The following is a 23708-nucleotide window of genomic DNA, read 5'->3' as shown; positions in this document are numbered from 1 at the left end:
TAATCGTTCCCATTAAGTTCTATTGCCGCCGTCATGCCGTTGCCAGGCTGGCGGCCTCCTGCCTTGGATACCTCCGACTACGCGATCCCGCCCAGCGTGGAAACCCTTTACGGCGACCATCATTCCTGGCTCCAGGCCTGGCTGCGCCGTCGGCTCGGCAATGCCGCCGACGCGGCCGACCTGGCGCAGGACGCGTTCGTGCGGCTCCTGACCACGCCGCGCCGCTTCGGCAGCCTGCCTGAAGCGCGCGTCTACCTGCGCACCATGGCCGGCGGCCTGTGTGTCGACCTGTGGCGCCGCCGGCGTATCGAACAGGCCTGGCTCGACACGCTCACCGCCCAGCCCGAGGCGCTGGCGCCGTCGGCCGAACATCAGGCGATCGTGCTGGAGGCGCTGCAAGAGATCGACCGCCTGTTGCGCAGCCTGCCCGTGAAGGCGGCTCACGCCTTCGTCATGGCCTCCGGTTGCGGCATGAGCGAAACGGAAGTGGCGGCGGAGCTGGGCGTCAGCACCCGCATGGTGCGCAAGTACATCGCGCAGGCCATGCTGCATTGCCTGAAGACGCTTTGACGACGATGGGCATGCCGCCGCAACGGGGGCACGGGGAGCACGCGGTCCTGGAGCAGGCCGCGCAGTGGTTCGCGCTGCTGCAATCGGAAGAGGCCACCGCCACCGACCGCGAGGCGTGGCGGCGCTGGTGTGATAGCGCCGAGGCGCATCGCGCGGCCTGGGCCCAGGTCGAGCGCGTCGGCCAATTGTTCCGGCCCATCCAGACGGCGCCCGATCCCCATGGCGCGGTCGGCGCCTATCGTGCCGCCACCGCCAATGCAACCCGGCGCCGTGTTGTCCTCGGTCTGGCGCTGGGGGCCGGCGCCGGCCTGACGAGCGGGGTGGCCTGGCGCTACTCGCCGCTGGCCGGCCTGGTCCTGGCCCGCATGGCCGACCATCGCACTGCCACCGGCGAAGTCCGGGAGGTCTTGCTGGCCGATGGCACACGGGTCTGGCTGGGAACGGCAAGCGCCTTCGACACGGACTTCGGCCCGGCGCTGAGGCGCCTGCGGCTGGTCGCGGGCGAAATCCTGGTCAGCACGGCCGGCGGGCAGCAACGGCCGTTCGTGGTGGATACGCCGCAAGGCCGGCTGCGCGCGCTCGGCACGCGCTTCACCGTCAGGCTGGACGCCGGCATCACGCGTATCGCGGTCTACGACGGCGCCGTCCAGGCGCATGGGGCCGATGGCGCCGGCGTGGTCATCCCCGCCGGTTGGCAGGCGCGCCTGACGGCGACGGGACTGTCGCCGATCGAGCCGGTGGACCCGGCCAGCGAAGGCTCGACGCGGGGCTTGTACATTGCCCGCAATGCGCCCCTGGGCGAGGTCTTGCGCGAACTCGGACGCTATCGCGCCGGCCTGCTCAGCGTGTCGCCGGAGGTGGCGGATCTGCCGGTGTTCGGCAGCTACCCGATGACCGAACCCGAACGGGTACTGGCCATGCTGGCTTCGGTCATGCCCATCCGCGTCAGCCATCCCCTGCCGTGGTGGACCCGCGTCACCCCCCGTTGACGGGGCGCCGGCAGGGCGTGGCGGCGGTGGCGCATTTTTTTTGCAAAAGCGGTTCCTGTTTTGGGTGGCTCGTTCGATGAAGCGGGTGAAAGGTCTTCGGACCATCCCCCAATTGCCCATTTGAGGAAGCCCGCATGTCCATCCGAACCCTCCGGCCCCGTCACTTCACCGAGCCGGCGCGCCGCCCCGATGCGGCCCGCCGCGCGCCGCTCGCGCGCAGCCTGGCACAACTGGCCTGCGCCGGGGCGCTGGTGGCGATGGCGGGCGGATTGCCGGTCGCCGCCGCCCAGGAGGCCGGCGCGGTGACGGACGGCGCGGCGCGCCGCTACGACATCCCGGCCGGCCCGCTCGATGCCGTACTGGCGCGCTATGCGGCCGAATCCGGCGTGCTGCTTGCCAGCCCGCCCGGCCTGGTGCAAGGGCGCCACAGCCCCGGGGTGCAAGGCACCTACGATTCACAGGCCGCGCTCATGGCGGCGTTGTCGGGAACCGGCGTGGAAGCGGTCAGGGATGCCCAGGGCCAATACCGGCTGCGCGCGGCTACCAGCGCCGAGGTTGCAACCCTGGCGCCGGTCACCGTGCCGGGTCTGGGCATCGCCACCACCGAAGGCACCGGTTCGTACGCTTCGAACGTGGTGACGATCGCCAAGGGCGACCAATCATTGCGCGAGATCCCGCAGGCGGTCTCGGTGATTACCCGCCAGCGCATGGACGACCAGAACATTACCGATATCCGCGACGCGCTCAATCACGCGCCAGGCGTGTCGATGGTGGCGAACGAGCCGGGCGGGCAGTTTTATTCGCGCGGATTCTTCATCCAGAGCTACCAGTTCGACGGCGTGCCGCTGGAACGGCAGCTCTACGCGCGCGGTTCGGCCTTCAATTCCGATGCGGCTCTCTATGACCGCGTGGAAATCATGCGCGGTCCGCAAGGGCTTTTCGAAGGAGCCGGCGACCCGTCGGGCTCGGTGAACATGGTCCGCAAGCGGCCGACGCCGCAGCGCCAGTTCGTCTTCACCGGCAAGGCCGGCTCGTGGGACCAGTACGGCGCGCAGGCCGACCTGGGCGGCGCGCTCAATGACAGCAAGAGCGTGCGCGGCCGCGTGGTGGTGAACTACGACACCGCCGGTTCGTTCCGCGACTATATCAACTCCCATGACCGCACCTTCTACGGCGCGCTGGACATCGACCTGGGCGCCGCCACCACCGTCGGCATCGGCTACAGCCGCGAGAAGCCCTATGGCGTGATCGACTGGTCGGGCCTGCCCAACTATGCCGACGGGTCCATGCCCGACTATGCGCGTTCCACCAACCTGAGCGCGCCGTGGAACCATGCCTCGAAAACGCAGGACACCTGGTTCGCCGACCTGACCCACCGTTTCGCCAATGGCTGGAAATTCAAGGCCGCCCTGGTGCGCGTGCAGGAGGCCAACGACATCAAGTACCTGCTGCGCACGGGACGGCTGGGACCGCCCAATACCTACCGTGGCGACGCCTATGCGTTCGACATGGAGTCCAGGAACCTGGGCGGCGACACCTATCTGACGGGGGATACCACGCTGTTCGGCCGCAAGCTCGGCCTGACGGTGGGGGCCAACTTTTCGCACCTGCGCAGCAACGACACCTGGGGTTGGCTGCGCAACGTCGAAACCCTGAACCGCAGCCCGTATCAACGATTCACCGCGCCCGCCCTGAACAGCGACGAAATCATCGCGGCCAACCGCATGGACGATGGCTATCGTTCCGACAAAAAGGGCTTGTACGCCAGCGCGCGCTACCAACTGGCCGATCCGCTGCTGCTGGTGCTGGGCGGCCGCTACTCCTGGTACAAGCAGACCTACATTTCCAATGGGGTCTGGGGCTACAGCGAGACCACGGCCGAGGAGTCCGCGGAGTTCACCCCCTTCGTGGGGGCCGTGGTCACGCTCGACGACCAATGGTCGGCGTATGCCAACTACGCCGACATCTTCCGCCCGCAGAGCCAACGCGGCGTTTCCGGAGAATTCCTTGCGCCGGTGACAGGCCGCAACTATGAGCTGGGCCTGAAGGGTGAGTTGCTGGACGGCCGGGTCGATGTGGGTCTTGCGTTGTTCCGCACCGAGCAGAAGAACGTCGCCTTCGAGGATACCGACGTCCCGCAGGCCGTGGCCAACGCCCAGTGCGGCGGCACCTGCTACCGCCCCACGGCGCAGGTGCGCAGCCAGGGTTTCGAGGCCGAGATCAATGGCGAGGTGCTGCCTGGATTGCAGCTGTCCGCCTCATACACCTATACGCAGACGCGTCACCGGAGCGCCGATGTGCCGGCGGTGGGTTACGACATCTCGGCCAACACGGGGATCCCGCGCCATTTGGCGCGCCTGTGGGCCAACTATCGCCTGCCGGGGGAATGGAGCCGCTATTCGGTGGGCGCCGGCCTGACCACCCAGAGCAAATCGTCAGGCTTCGGCTATTACGGCCGCGAGCAGGGTGGCTACACCGTGCTGGACGCGCGCCTGGGCTACCGCGTGGACGAACGTCTGTCGTTCGCGTTGAACCTGGGCAACCTGACCGACAAGAAGTACTACAGCTCCATCAGCTACGACCACAATTACTACGGCGCGCCGCGCAATTACCTGCTGACGGTGCAGTACAGGATGTAGCGTCGGCGGCGCCGCGTTCGCGGTATAACCGACAGATGCAGCGCCGCGGCTCGCGCACCCCGCGCGAGCCGCGCCCGCCAGATCGGGAGACAGTCATGGCCGACATCGTCCAATTGCGTCCAGAAGGCTTGTATTGCGCCGCGGGCGGGTTCTACATCGATCCCTGGCGTCCCGTGGATGTCGCGGTCCTCACGCACGGCCATGGCGACCATGCCCGCGCAGGCATGGGCCGCTATCACACCAGCGTCGAGGGCCTGCCGATCCTGCGGTGGCGGCTGGGGGACCAGGACTATCGCGTCCATGCGTACGGCGAGCCCTTCACGCTGGGCCGCGCGCGCGTCTCGCTGCACCCCGCCGGCCACGTGCTGGGGTCCGCGCAGGTGCGCGTCGAAGTCGATGGCCAGGTGTGGGTCGTGTCGGGCGACTACAAGCGCCAGCCGGACCCCACCTGTACGCCGTTCGAGGTCGTGCCTTGCGACACCTTCATCACGGAAGCGACCTTCGGCCTGCCGATATACCGCTGGCCCAGCGCCGCCGACGTGGCGCGCGACATCGTGCAGTGGCGCGACCACTGCGCGGCGCGCGGCGAGGCCGCCATTCTCTACTGCTATGCGCTGGGCAAGGCGCAGCGCGTGCTGGCCGAGCTGATGCCTTTCATCGACCGCCCCGTCTACCTGCATGGTGCGATCGCCGCGGGCGTGGACGTCTATCGCGGCGCGGGCGTGGCAATGGCCGATACGCGCCTGGTCATCGACGCGGAAGGGGCGCCAGCGGCCGCGGGCACGGGATTTGCTGGCGAGCTGGTCCTGGCGCCGCCCTCGGCCGCCGGCAGTGCGTGGCTGCGGCGTTTCCGCAAGGCCCAACATGGTTTTGCCTCCGGCTGGATGCGGCTGCGCGGCAACCGGCGCCGGCGCAACATGGACCGTGGTTTCGTCGTGTCGGACCATGCCGACTGGCCCGATCTGCTGCGCACCGTCCGCCAGACCGGTGCGCGGCGCGTCATCGCCACGCACGGCGACACCGACGCGCTGGTGCGCACCTTGAACGAATCAGGCATCGCCGCCGAGACGCTGGCCACGCAGTACGGCGAAGACGACTAGGAGCCGTGCCCTTCCGTGCTGGCCGGCCGTGCTGGCAGGCCGCGGGACAGGCGCTTTTTTTGGATCGGCAGGAGAACGGACGCAGGCATGAAGCGATTCGCGGCGTTGTATCAGGAACTGGACCGCAGTACCGCCACCTTGGACAAGCGCGCGGCGCTGGTGGCGTACTTCCGTGATGCGCCGCCCCGCGACGCGGCATGGGCGTTGTATCTGCTGGCCGGCGGCAAGATCACCAGCGCGCGCAGGAAGATCGCGGCGGTCGGCGAACTGCGCGCCTGGGTCGCGAGCGCGTCCGACACCGCGCCCTGGCTGGTGGATGCCTGCTATGACCAGGTCGGAGACCTGGCCGAGACGCTGGCGCTGCTGGTTCCCGACCCCGCCACCGCCGCGCCCGAGCGCGGCCTGGCCGATTGGATCGAAGAGATCCTGTTGCCCGTGGCCAATCGCGACGAGGGCGAGCGCCGCGAGGTCATCGTGGCCGCATGGATGGGCCTGCCCTATGCGGAACGCCTGGTCTTCAACAAACTGCTGACCGGCGCCCTGCGCGTCGGCGTGTCGCAGCGGATGGTGCAGCAGGCGCTGGCGGAGATGTCGGGCGTGGCCATCGCGCGCATCGCGCAGCGCATGCTGGGCGCGTGGTCGCCCAGCCCCGCCTTCCTGCGTGACTTGCTGAGCGCCGAGGAATTGCCCGGCGACCGCCAGCAGCCTTACCCCTTCTTTCTGGCTTCGCCGCTGGAGGGCGATCCGGCGCTGCTGGGGCCGATCGGCGACTGGCTGCTCGAATGGAAGTGGGACGGCATCCGCGCGCAATTGATACGGCGGCGCGGCGAAGTGGCATTGTGGTCGCGCGGCGAGGAGCGCCTGGACGGCCGGTTTCCCGAGGTCGAGGCCGCGGCCGCGGCGCTGGATGTGGACTGCGTCATGGACGGGGAACTGCTGGCCTGGCAGGACGACACAGCCGGTCCCATGCCGTTTTCCGCCTTGCAGACCCGCATCCAGCGTCTCAAGCCCGGGCCCAAGTGGCTGGCCGAGGCGCCGGTGCGCCTGCTGGCCTACGATTTGCTGGAGCTGGACGGCGCCGACCTGCGCGAGCTGCCGCAGACCGAACGGCGCGCCCGGCTGGAAGCGTTGCTGCGCCGGCATCCGGACCCGCGCCTGCGGCTGTCGCCGATCGTCGCGCCCGAAAGCTGGGACGAGGCCCGCCTGCTGCGCGCGCAATCGCGCGAACGCGGCGTCGAGGGCTTCATGCTCAAGCGCGGCGCCGCGCCGTACCAAAGCGGCAGGCGGCGCGGCGACTGGTGGAAGTGGAAGATCGATCCGCTCACCATCGACGCGGTGCTGCTGTATGCGCAGTCCGGCCACGGCCGCCGCAGCACGCTCTACACCGACTACACCTTCGGCCTGTGGGATGGCGATGCGCTGGTGCCCATCGCCAAGGCCTATTCGGGCCTGGACGACAAGGAGATCCTGGAACTGGACCGTTGGCTGCGCGCCCACACGCGCGAGCGTTTCGGCCCGGTGCGCTCGGTTGATCCGGTACAGGTGTTCGAGCTGGGTTTCGAGGGCGTCAACCTGTCCAAGCGCCACAAGTCGGGCGTGGCGGTGCGTTTTCCGCGCATCCTGCGCTGGCGGCATGACAAGCGCGCCGACCAGGCCGACCGGCTCGACACGCTGAAGGCGCTGGCGCGATGAGCGCCATGCGCCGTGGCCGGGATGCGCCGCTGGCGGCATGGTTCGCGGCGCGCGGCTGGAAGCCCGCCCCGTTTCAGCGCGAGACGTGGCGGCGCTATCTGGATGGCGAATCGGGCCTGCTGCACACGCCCACGGGTAGCGGCAAGACCCTGGCGGCATTCGGCGGCCCGCTGCTGGAGGCCCTGGCCGGTGACGCGCCCATGGCCCCGGTGAAGGGCCGCGGGTGCTGTGGGTCACGCCGTTGCGGGCGCTCGCCGCCGACACCACCCGCGCGCTGACGCAGACGGCGGCCGACATGGGCCTGGCGTGGACGGTGGCGCTGCGCACGGGCGATGCCAGCGCCCGCGACAAGCGCCTGGCGCGGCAGGGCAAGGCGCAGGCGCTGGTGATCACGCCCGAATCCCTGGCCCTGCTGCTTTCCTACGCCGACGCGTCGTCGCGCTTTCGCGCCCTGCGCTGCATCGTGGTGGACGAATGGCACGAATTGCTGGGCAACAAGCGCGGCGTGCTGCTGCAGCTGTGCCTGGCGCGCCTGCGGCGCCTGTCGCCCGGCGTGCGGACCTGGGGCCTGTCCGCCACGCTCGGCAACCTGGACGAGGCCCGCGCCGTGTTGCTGCCGCACGCGCCGGGCAGCGCGCTGGTGGCGGGCGTGCGGCCGCGGCGGATGCAGATATCGACGCTGCTGCCCGAGCGCAGCCGCACCCTGCCATGGGCCGGGCACCTGGGCCTGTCGCAGCTGGAGCGGGTGTTCAAGCGCCTCTTCGACGTGCGCGCGACGCTCCTGTTCACCAATACCCGCGCCCAGGCCGAGCTGTGGCATCGTGCCCTGGAATCCATCTGGCCCGAGGCCCCCGCCACACTGGCGCTGCATCATGGATCGCTGGACCCGAAGCTGCGCGCCGCCGTGGAACAGGGCTTGCGCGACGGCACGGTGCGCTGCGTGGTGGCCACATCCAGCCTGGACCTGGGCGTGGATTTTCCGGCCGTGGACCAGGTCTTGCAGATCGGCAGCCCCAAGGGTGTGGCGCGCCTCCTGCAACGCGCCGGACGCGCCCGCCACCGCCCGGGGGAATCGGGCAACGTGGTCTGCGTGCCGGCACAGGCGCTCGAGCTGATCGAGTATGCCGCCGCCCGCCAGGCGATCGCGCGCGGCGAGATCGAGTCCAGGCCGCCGCCAGTCGGCAGCCTGGACGTGCTGGCCCAGCATGCCGTCACGCTGGCGCTGGGTGGTGGCTTCGAGGCGGACGAGCTGTACCGGGAAGTCCGCGGCACTCACGCCTACGCCGCGCTCGACGCCGCGACGTGGCGGGCCGTGCTGGACTTCATCGTGCAGGGCGGCCGCGCGCTGGCGAAGTATCCGGATTACCAACGCGTCGTGCGCGATGACGATGGACGTTACCGTGTGCGCGACCGGCGCGTCGCGTTCCGCCATCGGCTGTCCATCGGCACCATCACCGCTGACGGCGCGGTGGCCGTGAGGTATTTGCGCGGGGGCAGCCTGGGATCGGTGGAAGAAGGTTTCCTGGCCCGCCTGCGGCGCGGCGACCGGTTCCAGTTCGCCGGGCGCACGCTGGAACTGGTGCGGCTGGAGGGCATGGTCGCCTACGTGCGGCGCGCCAAGGGTGGCGATGGCCCGGTCGCGACCTGGCAGGGCGGGCGCATGCCCCTGTCGACGCAACTGGCCAGCGAGGTGGAAAGCCTGTATTCGCATCCCGGTCCGCATCCGGAGATGCGCGCGGTCGAACCGCTGCTGCGGATCCAGGCGCAGGCCAGCGCGCTGCCGGATCGCGGCCGGCTGGTGGCCGAGCGGATCGGTTCGCGCCGCGGCATGCATCTGTTCCTGTTCCCGTTCGCCGGCCGCGCCGTGCATGAAGGCATCGCGGCAATGATCGCGCTGCGCTGGGGCCGACGGCAGGCCAACACGATTTCCTACACCGTCAACGACTATGGACTGATGTTGACGCTGGCCGAGCCGGCCGCGCTGGACGACGCCCTGCTGCGCCAGCTGCTCAGCCCTGACAACATGGCCGATGACCTGCGCGACGGCGTGAACCTGGGCGAAATGGCGCGCCGGCAGTTTCGCGAGATCGCGCGCGTGGCGGGCCTGCTGACGCCGTCGCTCCCCGGCCAGGCGGCGCGTTCGCTGCGCCAGGTGCAGGCGTCGAGCGGCCTGCTGTACGACGTCCTGCGCCGCTACGACCCGGACCATCTGCTGTTGGCCCAAGCGGAGCGCGAAGTGTTCGAGCTGCAGCTGGAAGCGCCGCGCCTGCTGGCGGCGTTGCACGACTGCCAGCGGCGCGAGCTGCTGTTGCGCGAACCGCGGGCGTTGACGCCGCTGTCGTTTCCGCTCTGGACGGAGAGCATGCGCGGGCAATTGAGCACCGAGACCTGGCAAGCGCGCGTCAGGCGCGCCGCGGCGCAACTGGAGAAGCGCTATGAACGCATCGCCTGACGACGAGCTGGACATCGTGCTGGCGGGCGAGGCCATGGTGCTATCGGGGGCGCGGGCGATGTTCTGGCCCGCCCGGGGGCGCTTGATCATTGCCGACCTGCACCTGGGGAAAAGCCATGTCTTCCGGCGCGCGGGCATCGCGGTGCCCAGCGGCGCCACGCGCGGCGACCTGGACCGCCTGGCCGCCCTGGTTGCGCGCACGGCCGCCCGCGAGCTGTGGATCGTGGGCGACCTGTTGCACGGACCCGCCGCGCAGGCGGCCTGGCGCGACGCGTGGCTGGAATGGCGGCGCCAGCATGCCGGGCTGGACGTCGCCGTGCTGGCGGGCAATCACGACCGCGCGCTGGACGGCGGAGTCCTGGAAGTGCGACAGCTCGGTGATGCCTGCGTGGATGGTCCCTTCCTGTTCTGTCACATCCCGCGGGCGGAAGCGAACGGCCAGCACGTCATCGCGGGGCACATGCATCCGAAGACGTCGGTGCCGGGAGTGCCGCGCAGTTGGCCGGCGTTCTGGCTGCGCGCGGGCCTCACGGTCCTGCCGGCCTTTTCGGACTTCACTGGCGGTCACATCGTGGATGGCGGTGAAGGCGGGTTGATCGTCGCCTGCGTGGCTGGCACGCCGATCCCCGTGGCGGGGCGCCTGCGGTGAGGGCTTTCCACCTTGAGCGGCGCTGTGTGTCGAACGCCGCGGTGTCATGGACAGGTGGCCGCGCGCGGCGGGCGAGGTGTGCCTCAGCCCTGTTGCGCCAGCCACATCTGGCGATAGCGGCCCGGGACAGCCAGCAGTTGCGCGTGCGTGCCGCGCTGCGTGATGCGACCGTCCTCGAACACCAGGATGCGATCCGCCGCGACGATGGTCGACAGGCGGTGGGCGATCACGATGACGCTGCGGTCCGCGACCAGGGTATCGATGGCCGCCTGCACCGCCAGTTCGCTCTCGGTGTCGAGCGCGGCGGTGGGCTCGTCCAGGATCACGATCGGCGCGTTCTTGAGGATGGCGCGCGCGATCGACAGGCGCTGGCGTTCGCCGCCCGACAGCTTGCCGCCAGCCTCGCCCAGGCGGGTCTGCCAGCCTTGCGGCAGGCGCTCGATGAAGTCCAGGCAATGGGCCGCGCGGGCGGCGGCGTGGATGTCAGCCTCGCTGGCATCGGGCCTTGCCATGCCGATGTTGCCGAGCACGGTGTCGTCGAACAGGTGCACATCCTGGAACACGGTCGAGATCAGGCGGTTCAGGTCGGCGGCTGGCAGGCTGCGGATGTCCACGCCGCCGATGCGGACCGCGCCGCGTTGCGGATCGGCGTGCCGCATCAGCAGGCGCGTCAGCGTGGTCTTGCCGGAGCCCGAAGGGCCCACCAGCGCGGTCAGGCCGCGCGCCGGCAGATCCAGGTCGATATCGCGCAGGGCTGGCGCACTGCCGCCGGCGTAGCGGAATTCGAGACCGTTGATACGGATGCGCGCCGGTCCGCCAGGGCCTCCCTCTGACGGCCATTGCGGCAGCGGCGCCACCGCCCGTACGTCTTCGATGCGGGCCAGGGCGGCCTCGATCAGCGCCAGGATCGTGGTGAAGTTCACGAAGGTCGCCAGCGGTTCGGCAAAGCGCGCCACCAGCACCAGTACCGCGCCGAGAGCCGCGGGAGCCAGGCTCCCCTGGGTGACCCACAGCATGCCGCAGCCCAGGATTGCCAGCATCCCGGATTCGACGATGGCGGCCACCATCAACGACGGCTTGGCGCCGCGCCGGTGATGCTCGCGCTGCAATCGTTCCACCTGCTCGAAGCCGGCGCGCAGGCGTTCATTGGCGGCGCCGGCTCGGCCCGTCGCCAGGCACACGGGCAGTCCTTGCATGTACTCGAGCAGTTCCGCGTTCAAGGCTTCATTGGCGCGGCCCGTGGCCGCATGCCCGCGATCCAGCGCCGGCCGGCGCCAGCGGTAGAGCGGCACGATCACGGGAAACACCAGCATCAGCGCCATGCCCAGTCGCCAGTCCCAGGCCAGCAGCGCCAGCGCGGTCGTGGCCGGCGTAACCGCGGCGCCCAGGATCAGGTTGATCACCGTCAGCGCGTAGTTCATCTGCTCGTCGACGCCGCCCAGCAGCTTGGCGGCGATGCCGCCGGTGCGGTGGGCCTGCAGCGCCTCCAGCGGCATGCGCCGCAGTTGCTCGCCCAGCAGCACGCGCAGCTCGTGCGTGGCGCGCGCCATGTGGCCGCGATAGTCGAAGCCCTGCGCGCGCCAGCGCAGGATGATGGCGGCGGCTGCCAGCAAGGTGAAGCCCGCCAGCCAGGCCAGCGCGGCGCGCCAGGGATCGCCGCGGGTCACGTGGACGAACAGGGGCACGATGCAGGCCAGCGACAGGCCCTGGCACACGGCGGCGGCCAGCAACAGGCACAGGCTGGCGCGCAGGCGGCCGGCCTGGCTGCCTGCGCTGCGGAGAAGGCGGCGATAGGTGTCGCGCCAGGGAGCGGGAGGTGTCGTCATGAGGGTTGCTCGCCCAAGGTCCAGCGACGGGCGCGTTGATGGTTGTTCCAGAGCTGGGCATAGAGGCCGCCCGCCGCGAGCAGGGTGTCGTGCGTGCCGGATTCGGCTAGCCGGCCACGGTCCAGCACCAGGATCTGGTCGGCGTGGCGGATGCTGGCGAGCCGGTGCGCGACCATGATGACGGTGCGGCCGCGCATCAGCGCGGCCAGCGCGGCGCCGACCGCGCGTTCGTTTTCGGGATCGGTGGCGGCGGTGGCTTCGTCCAGCACCAGGATCGGGCGGTCCATCAGCACGGCGCGGGCGATCGTCAGGCGCTGGCGCTGGCCGCCGGACAGGTCCTTGCCGCCTTCGCGCAGCACGGTGGCGTAGCCGTCGGGCAGCGCGAGGATGAAGTCGTGCGCCTGCGCCGCCCGGGCGGCGGCCTCGATCTCGGCGGGGCGGGCATCGGGGCGGCCCATGGCGATGTTCTCGGCCACGCTGCCGGAGAACAGGAAGTTGTCCTGGAACACGAAGGCGACATGCTCGAACAGGGTCTCGCGTTCCAGGTCGCGCACGTCGACGCCGCCCACCAGCAGGCGCCCGGCATCGATGTCCCAGAAGCGGGCGATCAACCGCGCCACGGTGCTCTTGCCGGCGCCTGAACGGCCGACCAGCGCCGTCACCTGGCCGGCATGCGCGGTGAAACTCAGGTTGTCCAGCGCGACATGGCCACCATAGCCGAAGCGCACATCCTCGAAGCACACGCTGGCGTCGGCCGGCCGCCGCCGCGGCGCGCGGGCCGGCGGCAGCGGCGCGATCGCCAGCACCTGCTGGATGCGCGCCACGCTCAGCTTGGCCTGGTCGATCATGTGCGCCAGCGACATCATCGGAAACATGGCTTCGGCCATGCCCATGCCGAACAGCAGCAAGGCCAGCCAGATTGGAAAGCCGAGCTGGCCCTGCGCCGTCCACCAGGCGCCCAGCCACAGCAGCACCGCAAGGGTCGGCAGCGGGCCGAGCGCGGCAATCGCGAAGCGGGAACTGAAGCTGGCGCCGCGATACCAGTCGGTCAGCATCGCCAGGTAGCGCTCCAGGGCGCGGTGGTAGCGTCCGAAGGTGCTCTGGCCGGTATCGAAGGTGCGCACCACGGGCATGGCCTGCACGTATTCGATCACCGCGGCGCTGACCTGTTCGCGCGCCTGGTGGTAGCGCCGCGTCATGGCTCCGCGGCCGCGCATCGCCAGCGACAGGACCGCCACGCCTACCGCCAGCACGCCCACGGCGGCCAGTGCCATGCGCCAGTCCAGCGCGAACAGCAGCGCCGCGCTGAACAGCGGCATGGCGTAGGCGCGGGCGAACAGCGGCGTGCTGTCGGCCACGAAAACGTGCAGCGCCTGCACGTCGTTCTGCACCACCTTGGCCAGCGGGCCGCTGCCCAGCGCCTGCAATTCGCCGAAGGAAAGCCGCGCCAGGTGCCGCACCAGGTCGTTGCGCAGGATCACTTCCAGGCGGAAGGCGGCGTAGTGCGACTGGTTGAAGGCCTGCAGCCGCAGGAAGCAGGCCAGCAGGGTGCACGCCAGCGCGCCCAGGAACGCGGGCCAGGGATAGGTGTCCGGGGACAGCAGCAACTCGCGCATGGCCAGCGCCAGGCAGGCCAGGCTCGACAGGCTGCACAGCACGCCGGCCACGGCCAGCCCCATGGCCAGGCGGATCCGGCCGCGCACCGGCCGCATGATTTCCCAGGACTTGTTCATGTTGCCTCCCGGGGAACCCAGCGCGCGGCGGCCAATAGGCCGCATACCGCCAGCACGACCGCCGCGCCGACCACGCCGCCGTAGCCGATGCGGCCGGCCAGCATGGTGCCGGCCGAGGTCAGCAGCATCGCGAAGAAGTGACTCACGCTCATTTGCAGCGTGTAGTCGGTGGCGGGACTGTGCGGCGACGACTGATCCATGATGAGCGTGCACAGCACCGTGGCGGCCGGCGTGTACAGCATGTAGTACAGCACTACCGCCACGCCCGCGACGGTGTGCGAGCCCCAGGCCATGGCGGGCAGCGCCAGGCCGCCAATGCCCACGGCCTGCAACAGCGCCGCCGCGAGCGTGGCGCCACGCCGCGACCAGCTCTTCAACAGGCGGCCGTAGGCCAGCGCCACGAGCAGGCCGGCGGTGGCGCCCACGACGTTGAGCACCAGGCCGATGTCGGCGAGCGACCATCCGGTATCGAGCAGCGATGGCATGATGACTGCGTAGCCGAGCGATGCGGAGGCGGGATAGAGCAACAGCACCAACAGCCAGTGCTTGCGTTGCGGCCCTCGCCAGAAGGCCAGCAGGCGCGCGTGGCTGGCGGGGCCGGCGTTGCGCGGCCATTGCGGTTCACGGTAGCCCAGCAGCTGCAGCCATGACACTGCTGTGAGCGCCGCCAGCAACAGGCAGCAGCCGCGCCAGCCCAACCGCGGATAGAGCATCAGCATCATGCCGCCGCCCACCAGGTTGCCGATCAGGCCGCCGGCGATCTGCAGACCGTTGCCGAAACCGCGATCGGCGGGGCGGGTCAGCACGCGGCAGGCCAGGCCGTCGAGCGCCACGTCCTGCGCGCCCGAGAACAGCGCGGTCGCCCAGCACAGCAGGTAGATCGTCGTGAAGTCGGCGCGCAGGTCGAGCAGGCCGATCAGGGCCAGGCACAGCACCAACCCGGCCTGGGTCGCCAGCAGCCAGCCGCGGTAATGGCCGCGCAGGCCAGTCGCGTGGCGGTCGATCCAGGGCGCGTACAGCGCCTTCAGCGGCCAGGCCATGCCCATCAGGTAGACCAGGCCGATGGTGTCCAGGCTGGCCCCGCCTTCGCGCAGGATGGCCACCATGGCGATGACGAAGAACATCAGCCCCAGGAACTGGGTACTGTAGAGACTGGCCAGCAAGGCCCAGGTACGGCGCGATGGCACGGGGAAGCTTCTCCGGAGGGATGAGTAGGCGGATCTCGGAAGTGCCTGGAGCGGCGGCGCGGGCCGCAATCCGGGATCGGATGCCGTGAATACATGGATGATAATGATTTTTATTGTTGTTTCTACCCGAATCCGATCATCTCGGCCTGAATCGGATAGACGGCCCATTCCATGTCCGGCGGCCACGCATGCCGCGCTTGAGGCAGGCGCCGGCGCTGATGCCCGGACGGCCAGCCTTCGTCCGCTTTTTTGGGACGGCGGCAGGGATATCCTCCCTTTGTCGCGGTCTTTATAATATAGTCCCCTACACTATATATTCCTTTCCCCCGACCATGGCCCACACCATCCGCCAGAAGGAAAAACTCATCGCCCGCGTGCGGCGCATCCGCGGCCAGCTCGAAGGGCTGGAACGGGCGCTGGAGGCCGAGGCGGCCTGCGGCGAGGTGCTGCGCCAGCTGGCATCCGCGCGCGGCGCGCTCAGCGGCCTGACCGCCGAGGTGATGCAGGGCCATCTGGACGAGCACGTGGTGCACGCGCCGTCGCAGGCCGAGCGGGTCGAGGCGGCGCGGGAGATGATGGACGTTATCCGGGCCTACATGAAATAGCGGTCCGCCGGCAGGGGCCGCCGGTCACAGGCCCCGCGAGCAGCAGGAACAATCCCATGAATACTTCCCCGTCCCATGACCACGTCTTCCTGGGCCAAGACCACCGGCGCAACGAGCGCCGGGTGTGGTGGGTCATCGCCTTGACCGCCAGCATGATGGCCGTCGAGATCATTGCCGGCAACGTCTACGGGTCAATGGCGCTGGTGGCCGACGGCTGGCACATGTCCACGCACGCCGGCGCCATGCTCATCACCGCGCTCGCCTACGGCTACGCGCGCCGCCAGGCCCGCAACCCGCGCTTCACCTTCGGCACCGGCAAGCTGGGCGAACTGGCGGGATTCGCCAGCGCGGTCGTACTGGCGCTGATCGCCCTGATCATCGGCTGGGAAAGCCTGGTGCGCCTGATCGACCCGGTGCCCATCCGCTTCGACCAGGCCATCGCCATCGCGGTCGTCGGCCTGCTGGTCAACCTGGTGTCGGCCTGGCTGCTGAAGGATGACCATGGCCACGCGCATGGCCATGGCGGGCATGCGCACGGTCACGCGGGGCACGACCACCACCACGGCCGCGCGCACCGCCACGATCACGATCACGATCACCGTCACGACCATGACCATGACCACGCGCCCGCCGCGGGCCATGGCCATCCGCAGGTCCGCGACAACAACCTGCGGTCCGCCTACATCCACGTGCTGGCCGACGCGCTGACTTCGGTGCTGGCCATCGTGGCGCTGCTGGCGGGCCGCAGCTATGGCTGGCTATGGGCGGACGCGGCGATGGGCGTGGTCGGCGCGCTGGTCATCGCGCGTTGGTCATGGGGCCTGATCCGCGACTCGGGCACCGTGCTGCTCGACGCCACGCCGCAAAGCGCCCGGCTGCGCCACGACATCGAGCGGGCGCTGGACGCCGGCGATGGCCAGATCGCCGACCTGCACGTATGGCAGGTCGGGCCCGGCCACTTCGCGGCGATCGTGTCGCTGGTCACGGCGCATCCGCGCGACAGCGCTTTCTACAAGGGCAAGCTGGCGCATATCGCGGGCTTGTCGCATGTGACGGTGGAGACCCAGGCCGTGCCGTGAGCGCGGCGGCCCGCGGGCTCAATCGCAGGCGCCGGCGTCGCGCCGGGCCGGATCGATGCAGCGCTTCCAGGCCTGCGCATCCAGCGCCGTCACGGGCAGGAAGCGGGTCATCTCGTGCACATACAGGAATACCCGCCCCGGGGTCTCGCGCAAGGCCTGGTGGAACGGCGCGATCTGCCCGGCGTCCAGGACCACCTGGCCCCGCGCGTTGCTGAGTCCCTTGAGCAATACCGTCTGCACCTTCGGGTCCCAGGACGGCAGGCCGTCGCCTTCGACCGTGTCGGCCGGCACCCGTACCAGCCGCCAGGGTTCATCGGGAATCTCGGTGGTGATGACCGGGGAAGTGCCGGGCGCCACCGGCAGGATCCGGTCTTCCTGGGCGGGTGGAACCGGATAGGCGATCAGGGCGCCGTCCTGGTCCGGGTCGGGGCGCGACCGATAGACCGAGCGCGTCGTGCCGTCCGGGTTCAGGCGGTGCACCAGCGTGCCGAGCGGACCGGCGCGCTGGTCGATGGTGCGCAGCAGGGCGCCGGCGTCGTCGCGCACGTAGTAGACCGGCCGCTCGGGCGTAGCGCTGCAGCCAGCCTGGAAGACGGCCGTGACCCGCCCCTTGGCATCGCGCCTGACGCAGGCTTGCTGCAATGCGCCGCCACGGTCTCGTGCCGACGCATACTCCGCATAGCCCGCCAGCCGGCCCTCGGCATCATAGGCCAGCCGGTAGCCGCCATCTTCGATCTGGCGCCCGCGCTGCAGCCGGTAGCGGTCGATACGGCACAGCCGGCCCTCGGCGTCGCGCTGCAACACGGTCGCGCCCGGTTCGCCGGCGCGGCTGGCGTAGACGCTCCAGTCCACCGCGTCGGGCCAGATGCGCGGGGCCAGGTCGCCATCCTCGGGGACCGCGATCAGCCGGGTGTCGGCCGGCACCCGTTCCCCATGCAGGCCGAGCAGCACGCGCGGGCCGTCCAGCGACAGCGCCAGTGGCTGGGGGCGCAACGCGGCGCCGGGCGGATCGGCGCCGAAGGGCGTGTCCAGAGGCGGGCAGGCGGACCAGGCCAGGGCAGGGGCAAGCGCCAGCAACAAGGCGCCCAGTCGGCCCGGCCGGGGACGGGGCAGGGTTGCGTCAGCCATGTTGCAGGTCGTCCAAAAAGCGCACCACGTTCCAGTATTCGCGCGTCATGGCGCCCAGCCGCAGGCGCGGGCCGTCCTCGAACACCAGGAAGGGGTAGACGCCGCGTTCCAGCGTGCCGTCGGCCGGCAGGCGGTAGGGCTTGTAGGCCTCGGGGTCGTTGAAAAGACGTTCCAGTTCGCCGCCGCCGTCCACGTGCAGATACCACGCGCGCAGTGTCAGCGGGGCCTTGCCCGGCGGCGTGTCGGTGTAGGGGCCGCCATCGCCCGCCACCACCGACTGGCGCAATACGCCGACCAGCAGGCGCGCGGGACCCTGGAACACGATTTCGCCGGAGACCGAGCCGGCGGGCCGCGTCGCCAGTTCGCGCACGAACCCCACCGCGCGCGATGACGGCACCACGGTATCGGCGAAGATGCGCTCGACGTCGGCATCGGTGGCATCTGGCACGGCGGCCAGTTGGCGCAGGTTGCGCTCGAATTGATCCAGCCATTGCTGGTAGCGCTGCGTCTGCGCCTGGCGGTCGAAGGCCTGGGCGGCGGGAGCGCAAGCCAGCCACAGCAGTGCGGCAATGCAGCAGAACACAAGGCGAAGGCGGCGCGCGGCGAGATGCGCCTGCGGCGGCGTGGGCAAGGGCATGCCGGAGACTCCAGGACAGGGATCGACGGATTATGCGCAGGACGGCCGTGATCTGTCACCTTCGGCGCGCACTGCGGCGGGCGAGGGAAAGTCGGGGCATCGACCGGCATGCTTCTACGCTTGGTAACGCACGCGGACCGTTGCCGGCGCTATGCTCGACCGGCAGCATCCCTGGCGCGCGTCCACCGGGCCTTGCGGCGCGTTCGCGTGTTTCCGTTTTTCATCTCAGGAGAGCGAAGATGGTCAGCAAGAATACGGTTTGCCTCTGGTACGACCGCGACGCGCTGGAGGCGGCGCGTTTCTATGCCCAGACCTTTCCCGACAGCGCGGTGGGCCGCGTCATGCACGCGCCCGGCGATTATCCGTCGGGCAAGGAAGGCGATGTCCTGACGGTGGAGTTCACCGTCGCCGGCATTCCCTGTCTCGGCCTGAACGGCGGCCCCGGCACCCCCCACAACCACGCGTTCTCGTTCCAGATCGCCACCGACGACCAGGCCGAGACCGACCGCCTGTGGAACGCGATCGTCGGCAACGGCGGCGCGGAGAACGTCTGCGGCTGGTGCCAGGACAAATGGGGCCTGTCGTGGCAGATCACGCCGCGGGTGCTGACCGAGGCGCTGGTGTCGCCCGATCGCGCCGCCGCCAAGCGCGCCTTCGAGGCCATGATGCAGATGGGCAAGATCGACGTCGCCGGCATCGAGGCGGCGCTGCGCGGCTGAATGAGTCGGTCTGGCGGCTGGCGCGCCCGCCGCCGTGCGGGCGCGCTGACGCGACCCGCGCAAATCCCATCGTTTCCGTTTTCCGGGCGCCGCAAGGCGCCCGTGTCGTTGTTGCCGCCCGTTGTAAAGGCCGCTCACGGCGCGCCGGCGCCACCGGGCGTTCGCCCCGGGCACGCCAATTGCGCGAGGAGTGATCCGCCTACGCAGACAGAAGGAGCAACGACGTGCAAACCGTATCCGACTTCGTGCTGGACCGCCTCGGCCAGTGGGGCGTGCAACGCGTGTTTGGTTATCCCGGCGACGGCATCAACGGGCTGATCGGCGCCTTCGGCCGCAACGACACACTGGAATTCGTGCAGACCCGGCACGAAGAGGGCGCCGCTTTCATGGCCTGCGCCCATGCCAAGTTCACCGGGCAGGTCGGCGTCTGCATGGCGACGTCCGGCCCGGGCGCCATCCACCTGCTCAATGGCCTGTACGACGCCAGGATGGACCATCAGCCCGTGGTGGCCATCGTCGGCCAGCAGGCGCGCAGCGCCCTGGGCGGCGACTACCAGCAGGAGGTCGACCTGGTGAACCTGTTCAAGGACGTGGCGCACGAGTTCGTGCACATGGTGACCTCGCCCCTGCAGGCGCGGCACATGGTCGACCGCGCCATGCGTATTGCGTTGGAGCGGCGCAGCGTCGTCTGCCTGATCTTCCCGAACGATGTGCAGGACCTGGAGGCCGTGCCCGTGCCGCCGCGCGAGCATGGCACCGTGCACACCGGCATCGGCATCACGTCGCATGCGGCGGTGCCGCCCGAGGCCGCCCTGGCCAATGCGGCCGACCTGCTCAACCGCGGCGAGCGGGTGGCGATGCTGGTGGGGGCCGGCGCCTTGTCCGCCGGCGCCGAGGTGCGCGCGGTGGCCGAGCGCCTGGGGGCGGGCGTGGCCAAGGCGCTGCTGGGCAAGGCGGTGTTGCCGGACGCGCTGCCGTACGTGACGGGCGCCATCGGTCTGCTGGGCACCCAGCCGAGCTGGGAAATGATGAACGAATGCGACACCTTGCTGATGGTGGGCACTTCCTTCCCCTATGCCGAATTCCTGCCCAAGGAGGGCCAGGCCCGCGCCGTGCAGATCGACGTGGACGGCCGCCAACTGAGCCTGCGCTATCCCGTCGAGGTGGGGCTGGTGGGCGATGCCCGGCTGACGCTCGAAGCCTTGTTGCCGCGGCTGGAGCCCAAATCGTCGAATTCCTGGCGCGAGCGCATCGAGAAAAGCGTGCGCCGCTGGCGCGAGACCGTCACGGCGCGTGCCATGGTCGAAGCCAAGCCCGTCAATCCGCAACGCCCGTTCCTGGAGCTGTCCAGTCGACTGCCGCCGCACAGCATCATCACCTGCGACTCGGGCTCGGCCGCCAACTGGTATGCGCGCGACGTCCAGTTGGACGAAGGCATGATGGCGTCGGTCTCGGGCGGCCTGGCAAGCATGGGCTGCGGCGTGCCCTACGCGGTGGCCGCCAAGCTCGCCTATCCCGGGCGTCCGGTGATCGCGCTGGTGGGCGATGGCGCGATGCAGATGCTCGGCATCAACGAACTCATCACCATCGCCCACCGCTGGAAGGACTGGAGCGACCCGACGCTCGTGGTGCTGGTGCTCAACAACGGCGACCTGAACCTGGTGACGTGGGAGCAGCGCGTCATGGGTGGCGATCCGCGCTTTGCCGCGTCGCAGTGGCTGCCGGAATTTTCCTACGCCGACTACGGCCGCATGCTGGGCCTGGAAGGCATCCGCGTCACGTCGCCCGACGAGGTGGGGCCGGCGTGGGATCGCGCCCTGGCGGCGGGGCGCCCGGCGGTGCTGGAAGTGGTGACCGATCCGGAAATGCCGCCGTTGCCGCCGCATGTGTCGATGAAGCAGTTCAGTGCCTACATGACGGCCTTGCGCAAGGAAACCGGGGCGGCGGGCACGGCTGCGCTGCGCGCCACCATCAAGCAATGGTGGGCGAGCTGACCTGGCCGGCGGCGCGCCGCCGTGCCGGCTGGCCCGGCGGCACGCCACTTGCTGTAGGACCGGAGTCCGGGCTCGCGGTGAGGTTGGCGCGGACTTTTTTTCAAGGAGGTGTCATGGCTACACACAACGGCAACGGGACGTTGCGCGACCTGATTGCGGGAACCGAAAGCCTGCTGCGCAGCACTGCCAGCTACGGCGGCACGGAGATCGAAGCGGCGCGCGATCGTCTCAAGCAGCAACTCGACGCCGCGCGCGCCGAGGCGCGCGGGTGGGAGAAGCATGCATGGCGGCGCGCCCGGGAAGTCTCGGCCGCGACCGATGGGTATGTGCACGAGAACGCCTGGAAGAGCATCGCCGGCGCCGTGCTGGTGGGCGCGCTGGCTGGCGCCTGCCTGATGTCGGAAGCGCGCCGCCGCTGATGCGGCGCAATCCTCGATTCCAAGATATGCAGCGGGTACGCCCGCGGGAGAAACGCGATGGAACAGCAATCGAATATCGTCGGTGGTCCGAAGTCCAAGGCGCTGGGTCCCGGCCCCGAAGTGATGGCCGCCAGTACCCTGGAAGGAAATGACGTCTACAACGCCGCCGGCGAAAGCCTGGGCGACATCAAGGCGATCATGCTCGATGTGCCGCGCGGGCGCGTGGCCTATGCGGTGCTGGCGCGCGGCGGCGTGCTGGGGATGGGGGAAAAACTGTTCGCCATTCCGTGGGCGGCGCTGACGCTGGACACCGACCGCAAGTGCTTCGTGCTCAATGTCGACAAGGAAACCCTCAAGGACGCGCCGGGCTTCGACAAGGACAACTGGCCGAGCATGGCCGACGAGACCTGGGCGCGCGACGTGCACAAGTACTACAACCAGGACGTCTACTGGTAAGGGGCGCTTGCCACGGCCGGCGGCCGGCATATCCGCTTGCGCGGACCTGCCGGCCGGACCCGGCGCGGCGGCGGCGTCAGCCGGCGTCGATCCAGCGGCCGAGGTCCGGCCGCACCTGCTGGCGCGCGCGGCCACGCCGCACCTGCTCATCGTCCAGCCGCGCGGCGCCCGCGGAATCGATATCGAAAGCGATGCCCAGCGCGCCGGCCACGCCGGGATCCTCGATGGGCAACTCCCACGTCAGGAACACCTGCGACAAGTCGCGGCTCTCCGGGAAGTCGGCCTCGTCGAACATGCTGGAACCCCGCGGCACCACGCCATGAGGCTGGCAGGTGTCGAACAGCACCGCGGTGCCGCGCGTCAGCGCGATGCGCTGGCCGCTGTTGGCGAACAGCAGGTCCAGTCCCTTGTCCTCGCTCAGGAACAGATTGCAGAAGGCCGCGCCGCCATACTGGTCGCCGTCGTGGTGGTAGCGCGCGCCGCGGCAGGCCATCAAGGCGATATCGCTTTCGGCCAGCGCGTCGCCCAGGCCTAGCGCGCCGGTCCAGGCGCGCATGGCCTGCACGCAGGCGGTGTAACCGGGCCAGCGCGCGATGGTGCGCGCCAGCGCCATCTGTTCGACGTCGCCGGGGCCGAGTTCCAGGCGCGATGCGATGTCGCGCGCCCAGTCCGCCAGCAGGCGGTCGGGCGGCGCGGGCAGGGTGAGCGTGGCGCTGCGCACCACGTCGCTGACGCCGCGGCTGCGCAGGGCATCGCCGCTCCAGAAGTACGAGACCAGGCGGTCGGGGGACAACGGCATGATGCGCGGGGACCGGTTCATCCGCTTTGCACGTTTGCCCAGAGCCGCTGCCACCAGGAGCGCCGCGGCGGCCGCGGCCGGTTGCCGGTGTAGTGCTTCTGCGAGGCCTTGATCAAGTCGCCAAAAAGGGACGCGCTACGGTAGTCGTCGAGCCGATGGCCGGCGGCCAACGCTTCCTGGTAGTAGCGGTCGAACAACTCGGTCAGGTCGGTGCGCGCATGCGCCACCACTTCGCCGTCGAACCAGTGGCGGCGACCTTCCGCGCGCAGGCGCGGCATGGCGTAACGGTGCGAGAACTGCGTGCCCATGTCGGAGTAATGCAGGATGCGGATATCGTCGCGCGCCAGGCCGTCGCCGTCGATGCTGTTGTAGCGTGGGTCGAGGTACTGGACCAGGTGCGGCCGGCTGGCGAAATAGTGCGTCATGTCGTGGTTGGCGCGACGCATCGCGCGCAGCGCGTCGAGTGGCGGCAGATGGGCGCGGGCGCGCTCGCAGTCCCATAATGCCATGCATGAACGCCAGCCCTCTCCATCGCCTTCGCGGCGGGCTGCGACGATCGCTCCCTCGGCCAGCGGCATGTCCCAGATCTCTGCCAGGTCGCACAGCACCAGCATGTCCGCATCCATATAGAAGGCGCGGCCCTGGAAACCGGCCGCGGCCGGTACCGCCCAGCGCAGGGCGGAGAATGGCGTGGCCCATTTTTCGGTGCGCCAGCCCAGGCCGCGCGCCGGGTCGCAGTACCACGGGCTGGCAGGATCGCGCGACAGGCGCATCCAGGTGATCTCGACCGGCCGCGAAGCATGTTTGCGGGCGCTGTAGTCCAGCACCATCATCTGCTCCAGGTCGCAGTCGTTGGGGTCGCAGCCGACAAAAATCCTTATGGCGTCATTCATTTTGTCTCGTCATCCCGGGCGGCAGGGGCCGGTCCGCGCTGCCGGCTTTCCTGAATTTTCACTGAATTGTAATCGGGTTTTTCAGCGGGAAGGTCCCGCGGCGGCGTAGTCGCGCCGCGCTGTTGCATGCAGCGGACGCTTG

General features: G+C 69.8%; 21 protein-coding genes. 14 read left to right on the top strand and 7 right to left on the bottom strand.

What is annotated here, in order from left to right:
• The first annotated feature begins 63 nt into the window (after positions 1 to 63).
• From AT699_RS26005 to pdeM, 8 genes are all read left to right on the top strand, one after another.
• The gene (locus AT699_RS26005) at positions 64 to 570 is read left to right on the top strand and encodes a sigma-70 family RNA polymerase sigma factor (protein ID WP_020926453.1); all 507 of its coding nucleotides are present in this window, start codon (positions 64 to 66) and stop codon (positions 568 to 570) included.
• Complete coding sequence (locus AT699_RS26000) at positions 552 to 1559, top strand: FecR domain-containing protein (protein ID WP_223203240.1); 1008 nt, start codon at positions 552 to 554, stop codon at positions 1557 to 1559. Before AT699_RS26005 ends, AT699_RS26000 begins: the two co-directional genes overlap by 19 nt.
• Positions 1560 to 1693: 134 nt before the next feature.
• Positions 1694 to 4198 carry a TonB-dependent siderophore receptor gene (locus AT699_RS31235; RefSeq protein WP_020926454.1) on the top strand — a complete coding sequence of 835 codons (2505 nt, stop codon included), beginning with the start codon at positions 1694 to 1696 and terminating at the stop codon, positions 4196 to 4198.
• 95 nt (positions 4199 to 4293) lie between these two features.
• A complete protein-coding gene (locus tag AT699_RS25990; RefSeq protein WP_024070339.1) occupies positions 4294 to 5298 on the top strand; it encodes a ligase-associated DNA damage response exonuclease in 1005 nt (334 codons plus the stop codon).
• An 87-nt stretch (positions 5299 to 5385) separates the two neighbouring features.
• Complete coding sequence (locus tag AT699_RS25985) at positions 5386 to 6990, top strand: ATP-dependent DNA ligase (RefSeq protein WP_024070338.1); 1605 nt, start codon at positions 5386 to 5388, stop codon at positions 6988 to 6990.
• The gene (locus AT699_RS32305; protein WP_024070337.1) at positions 6987 to 7268 is read left to right on the top strand and encodes a Helicase domain protein; all 282 of its coding nucleotides are present in this window, start codon (positions 6987 to 6989) and stop codon (positions 7266 to 7268) included. Before AT699_RS25985 ends, AT699_RS32305 begins: the two co-directional genes overlap by 4 nt.
• A complete protein-coding gene (locus AT699_RS25980; protein WP_232254265.1) occupies positions 7214 to 9442 on the top strand; it encodes a ligase-associated DNA damage response DEXH box helicase in 2229 nt (742 codons plus the stop codon). The genes AT699_RS32305 and AT699_RS25980 overlap by 55 nt, the downstream gene beginning before the upstream one ends.
• Positions 9426 to 10091, top strand: a complete 666-nt coding sequence (pdeM, locus tag AT699_RS25975) for a ligase-associated DNA damage response endonuclease PdeM (RefSeq protein ID WP_024070335.1) — start codon at positions 9426 to 9428, stop codon at positions 10089 to 10091. Before AT699_RS25980 ends, pdeM begins: the two co-directional genes overlap by 17 nt.
• An 83-nt stretch (positions 10092 to 10174) precedes the next feature.
• Here the strand turns inward: pdeM and AT699_RS25970 are convergent, their stop codons facing one another.
• The 3 genes from AT699_RS25970 to AT699_RS25960 are packed head-to-tail and all read right to left on the bottom strand — an operon-like array spanning position 10175 to position 14837.
• Positions 10175 to 11917: an ABC transporter ATP-binding protein gene (locus tag AT699_RS25970; RefSeq protein ID WP_024070334.1), complete on the bottom strand. Its 1743-nt coding sequence runs from the start codon at positions 11915 to 11917 to the stop codon at positions 10175 to 10177.
• Entirely contained in the window at positions 11914 to 13629 is a 1716-nt protein-coding gene (locus AT699_RS25965) for an ABC transporter ATP-binding protein (RefSeq protein ID WP_269474970.1), read from the bottom strand. Before AT699_RS25965 ends, AT699_RS25970 begins: the two co-directional genes overlap by 4 nt.
• Positions 13630 to 13646: 17 nt before the next feature.
• Positions 13647 to 14837, bottom strand: coding sequence for an MFS transporter (locus AT699_RS25960; RefSeq protein WP_024070333.1), 1191 nt, complete (start codon positions 14835 to 14837; stop codon positions 13647 to 13649).
• Between the two features lie 332 nt (positions 14838 to 15169).
• Here AT699_RS25960 and AT699_RS25955 point away from each other — a divergent pair, with 332 nt between their 5' ends.
• Entirely contained in the window at positions 15170 to 15442 is a 273-nt protein-coding gene (locus AT699_RS25955; protein ID WP_006386026.1) for a metal/formaldehyde-sensitive transcriptional repressor, read from the top strand.
• A 56-nt stretch (positions 15443 to 15498) separates the two neighbouring features.
• Positions 15499 to 16521 (top strand): CDF family Co(II)/Ni(II) efflux transporter DmeF, encoded by a 1023-nt coding sequence (gene dmeF / locus AT699_RS25950; RefSeq protein WP_024070332.1) that lies wholly within the window; start codon positions 15499 to 15501, stop codon positions 16519 to 16521.
• 18 nt (positions 16522 to 16539) lie between these two features.
• Here dmeF and AT699_RS25945 read toward each other — a convergent pair whose 3' ends face one another.
• Together AT699_RS25945 and AT699_RS25940 are read right to left on the bottom strand one after the other, a co-directional pair.
• The gene (locus tag AT699_RS25945; RefSeq protein WP_232254266.1) at positions 16540 to 17649 is read right to left on the bottom strand and encodes a hypothetical protein; all 1110 of its coding nucleotides are present in this window, start codon (positions 17647 to 17649) and stop codon (positions 16540 to 16542) included.
• Positions 17642 to 18286 (bottom strand): hypothetical protein, encoded by a 645-nt coding sequence (locus AT699_RS25940; protein ID WP_024070330.1) that lies wholly within the window; start codon positions 18284 to 18286, stop codon positions 17642 to 17644. Before AT699_RS25940 ends, AT699_RS25945 begins: the two co-directional genes overlap by 8 nt.
• A gap of 239 nt (positions 18287 to 18525) precedes the next feature.
• On the opposite strand from AT699_RS25940, the gene AT699_RS25935 reads away from it, so the two are divergent.
• From AT699_RS25935 to AT699_RS25920, 4 genes are all read left to right on the top strand, one after another.
• Entirely contained in the window at positions 18526 to 19005 is a 480-nt protein-coding gene (locus AT699_RS25935) for a VOC family protein (protein WP_020926465.1), read from the top strand.
• Positions 19006 to 19229: 224 nt separating this feature from the next.
• The gene (locus AT699_RS25930) at positions 19230 to 20999 is read left to right on the top strand and encodes a thiamine pyrophosphate-requiring protein (RefSeq protein WP_024070329.1); all 1770 of its coding nucleotides are present in this window, start codon (positions 19230 to 19232) and stop codon (positions 20997 to 20999) included.
• Between the two features lie 113 nt (positions 21000 to 21112).
• On the top strand, positions 21113 to 21418 hold the full coding sequence (locus AT699_RS25925; protein ID WP_006386032.1) for an ElaB/YgaM/YqjD family protein: 306 nt from the start codon (positions 21113 to 21115) through the stop codon (positions 21416 to 21418).
• Positions 21419 to 21475: 57 nt separating this feature from the next.
• Positions 21476 to 21874: a PRC-barrel domain-containing protein gene (locus AT699_RS25920; RefSeq protein ID WP_006386033.1), complete on the top strand. Its 399-nt coding sequence runs from the start codon at positions 21476 to 21478 to the stop codon at positions 21872 to 21874.
• A 76-nt stretch (positions 21875 to 21950) separates the two neighbouring features.
• Here the strand turns inward: AT699_RS25920 and AT699_RS25915 are convergent, their stop codons facing one another.
• Together AT699_RS25915 and AT699_RS25910 are read right to left on the bottom strand one after the other, a co-directional pair.
• Positions 21951 to 22694 carry a hypothetical protein gene (locus AT699_RS25915; RefSeq protein WP_054442781.1) on the bottom strand — a complete coding sequence of 248 codons (744 nt, stop codon included), beginning with the start codon at positions 22692 to 22694 and terminating at the stop codon, positions 21951 to 21953.
• Positions 22691 to 23566: a glycosyltransferase family protein gene (locus AT699_RS25910; RefSeq protein ID WP_024070327.1), complete on the bottom strand. Its 876-nt coding sequence runs from the start codon at positions 23564 to 23566 to the stop codon at positions 22691 to 22693. Before AT699_RS25910 ends, AT699_RS25915 begins: the two co-directional genes overlap by 4 nt.
• Positions 23567 to 23708: the final 142 nt, after the last annotated feature.

The sequence above is a fragment of the Achromobacter xylosoxidans genome (genome assembly GCF_001457475.1).
GTDB lineage: Bacteria > Pseudomonadota > Gammaproteobacteria > Burkholderiales > Burkholderiaceae_B > Achromobacter > Achromobacter xylosoxidans.
The sequence above is the reverse complement of the archived record's forward strand: the minus strand, read 5'-3'. Positions and strand labels throughout refer to the sequence as shown.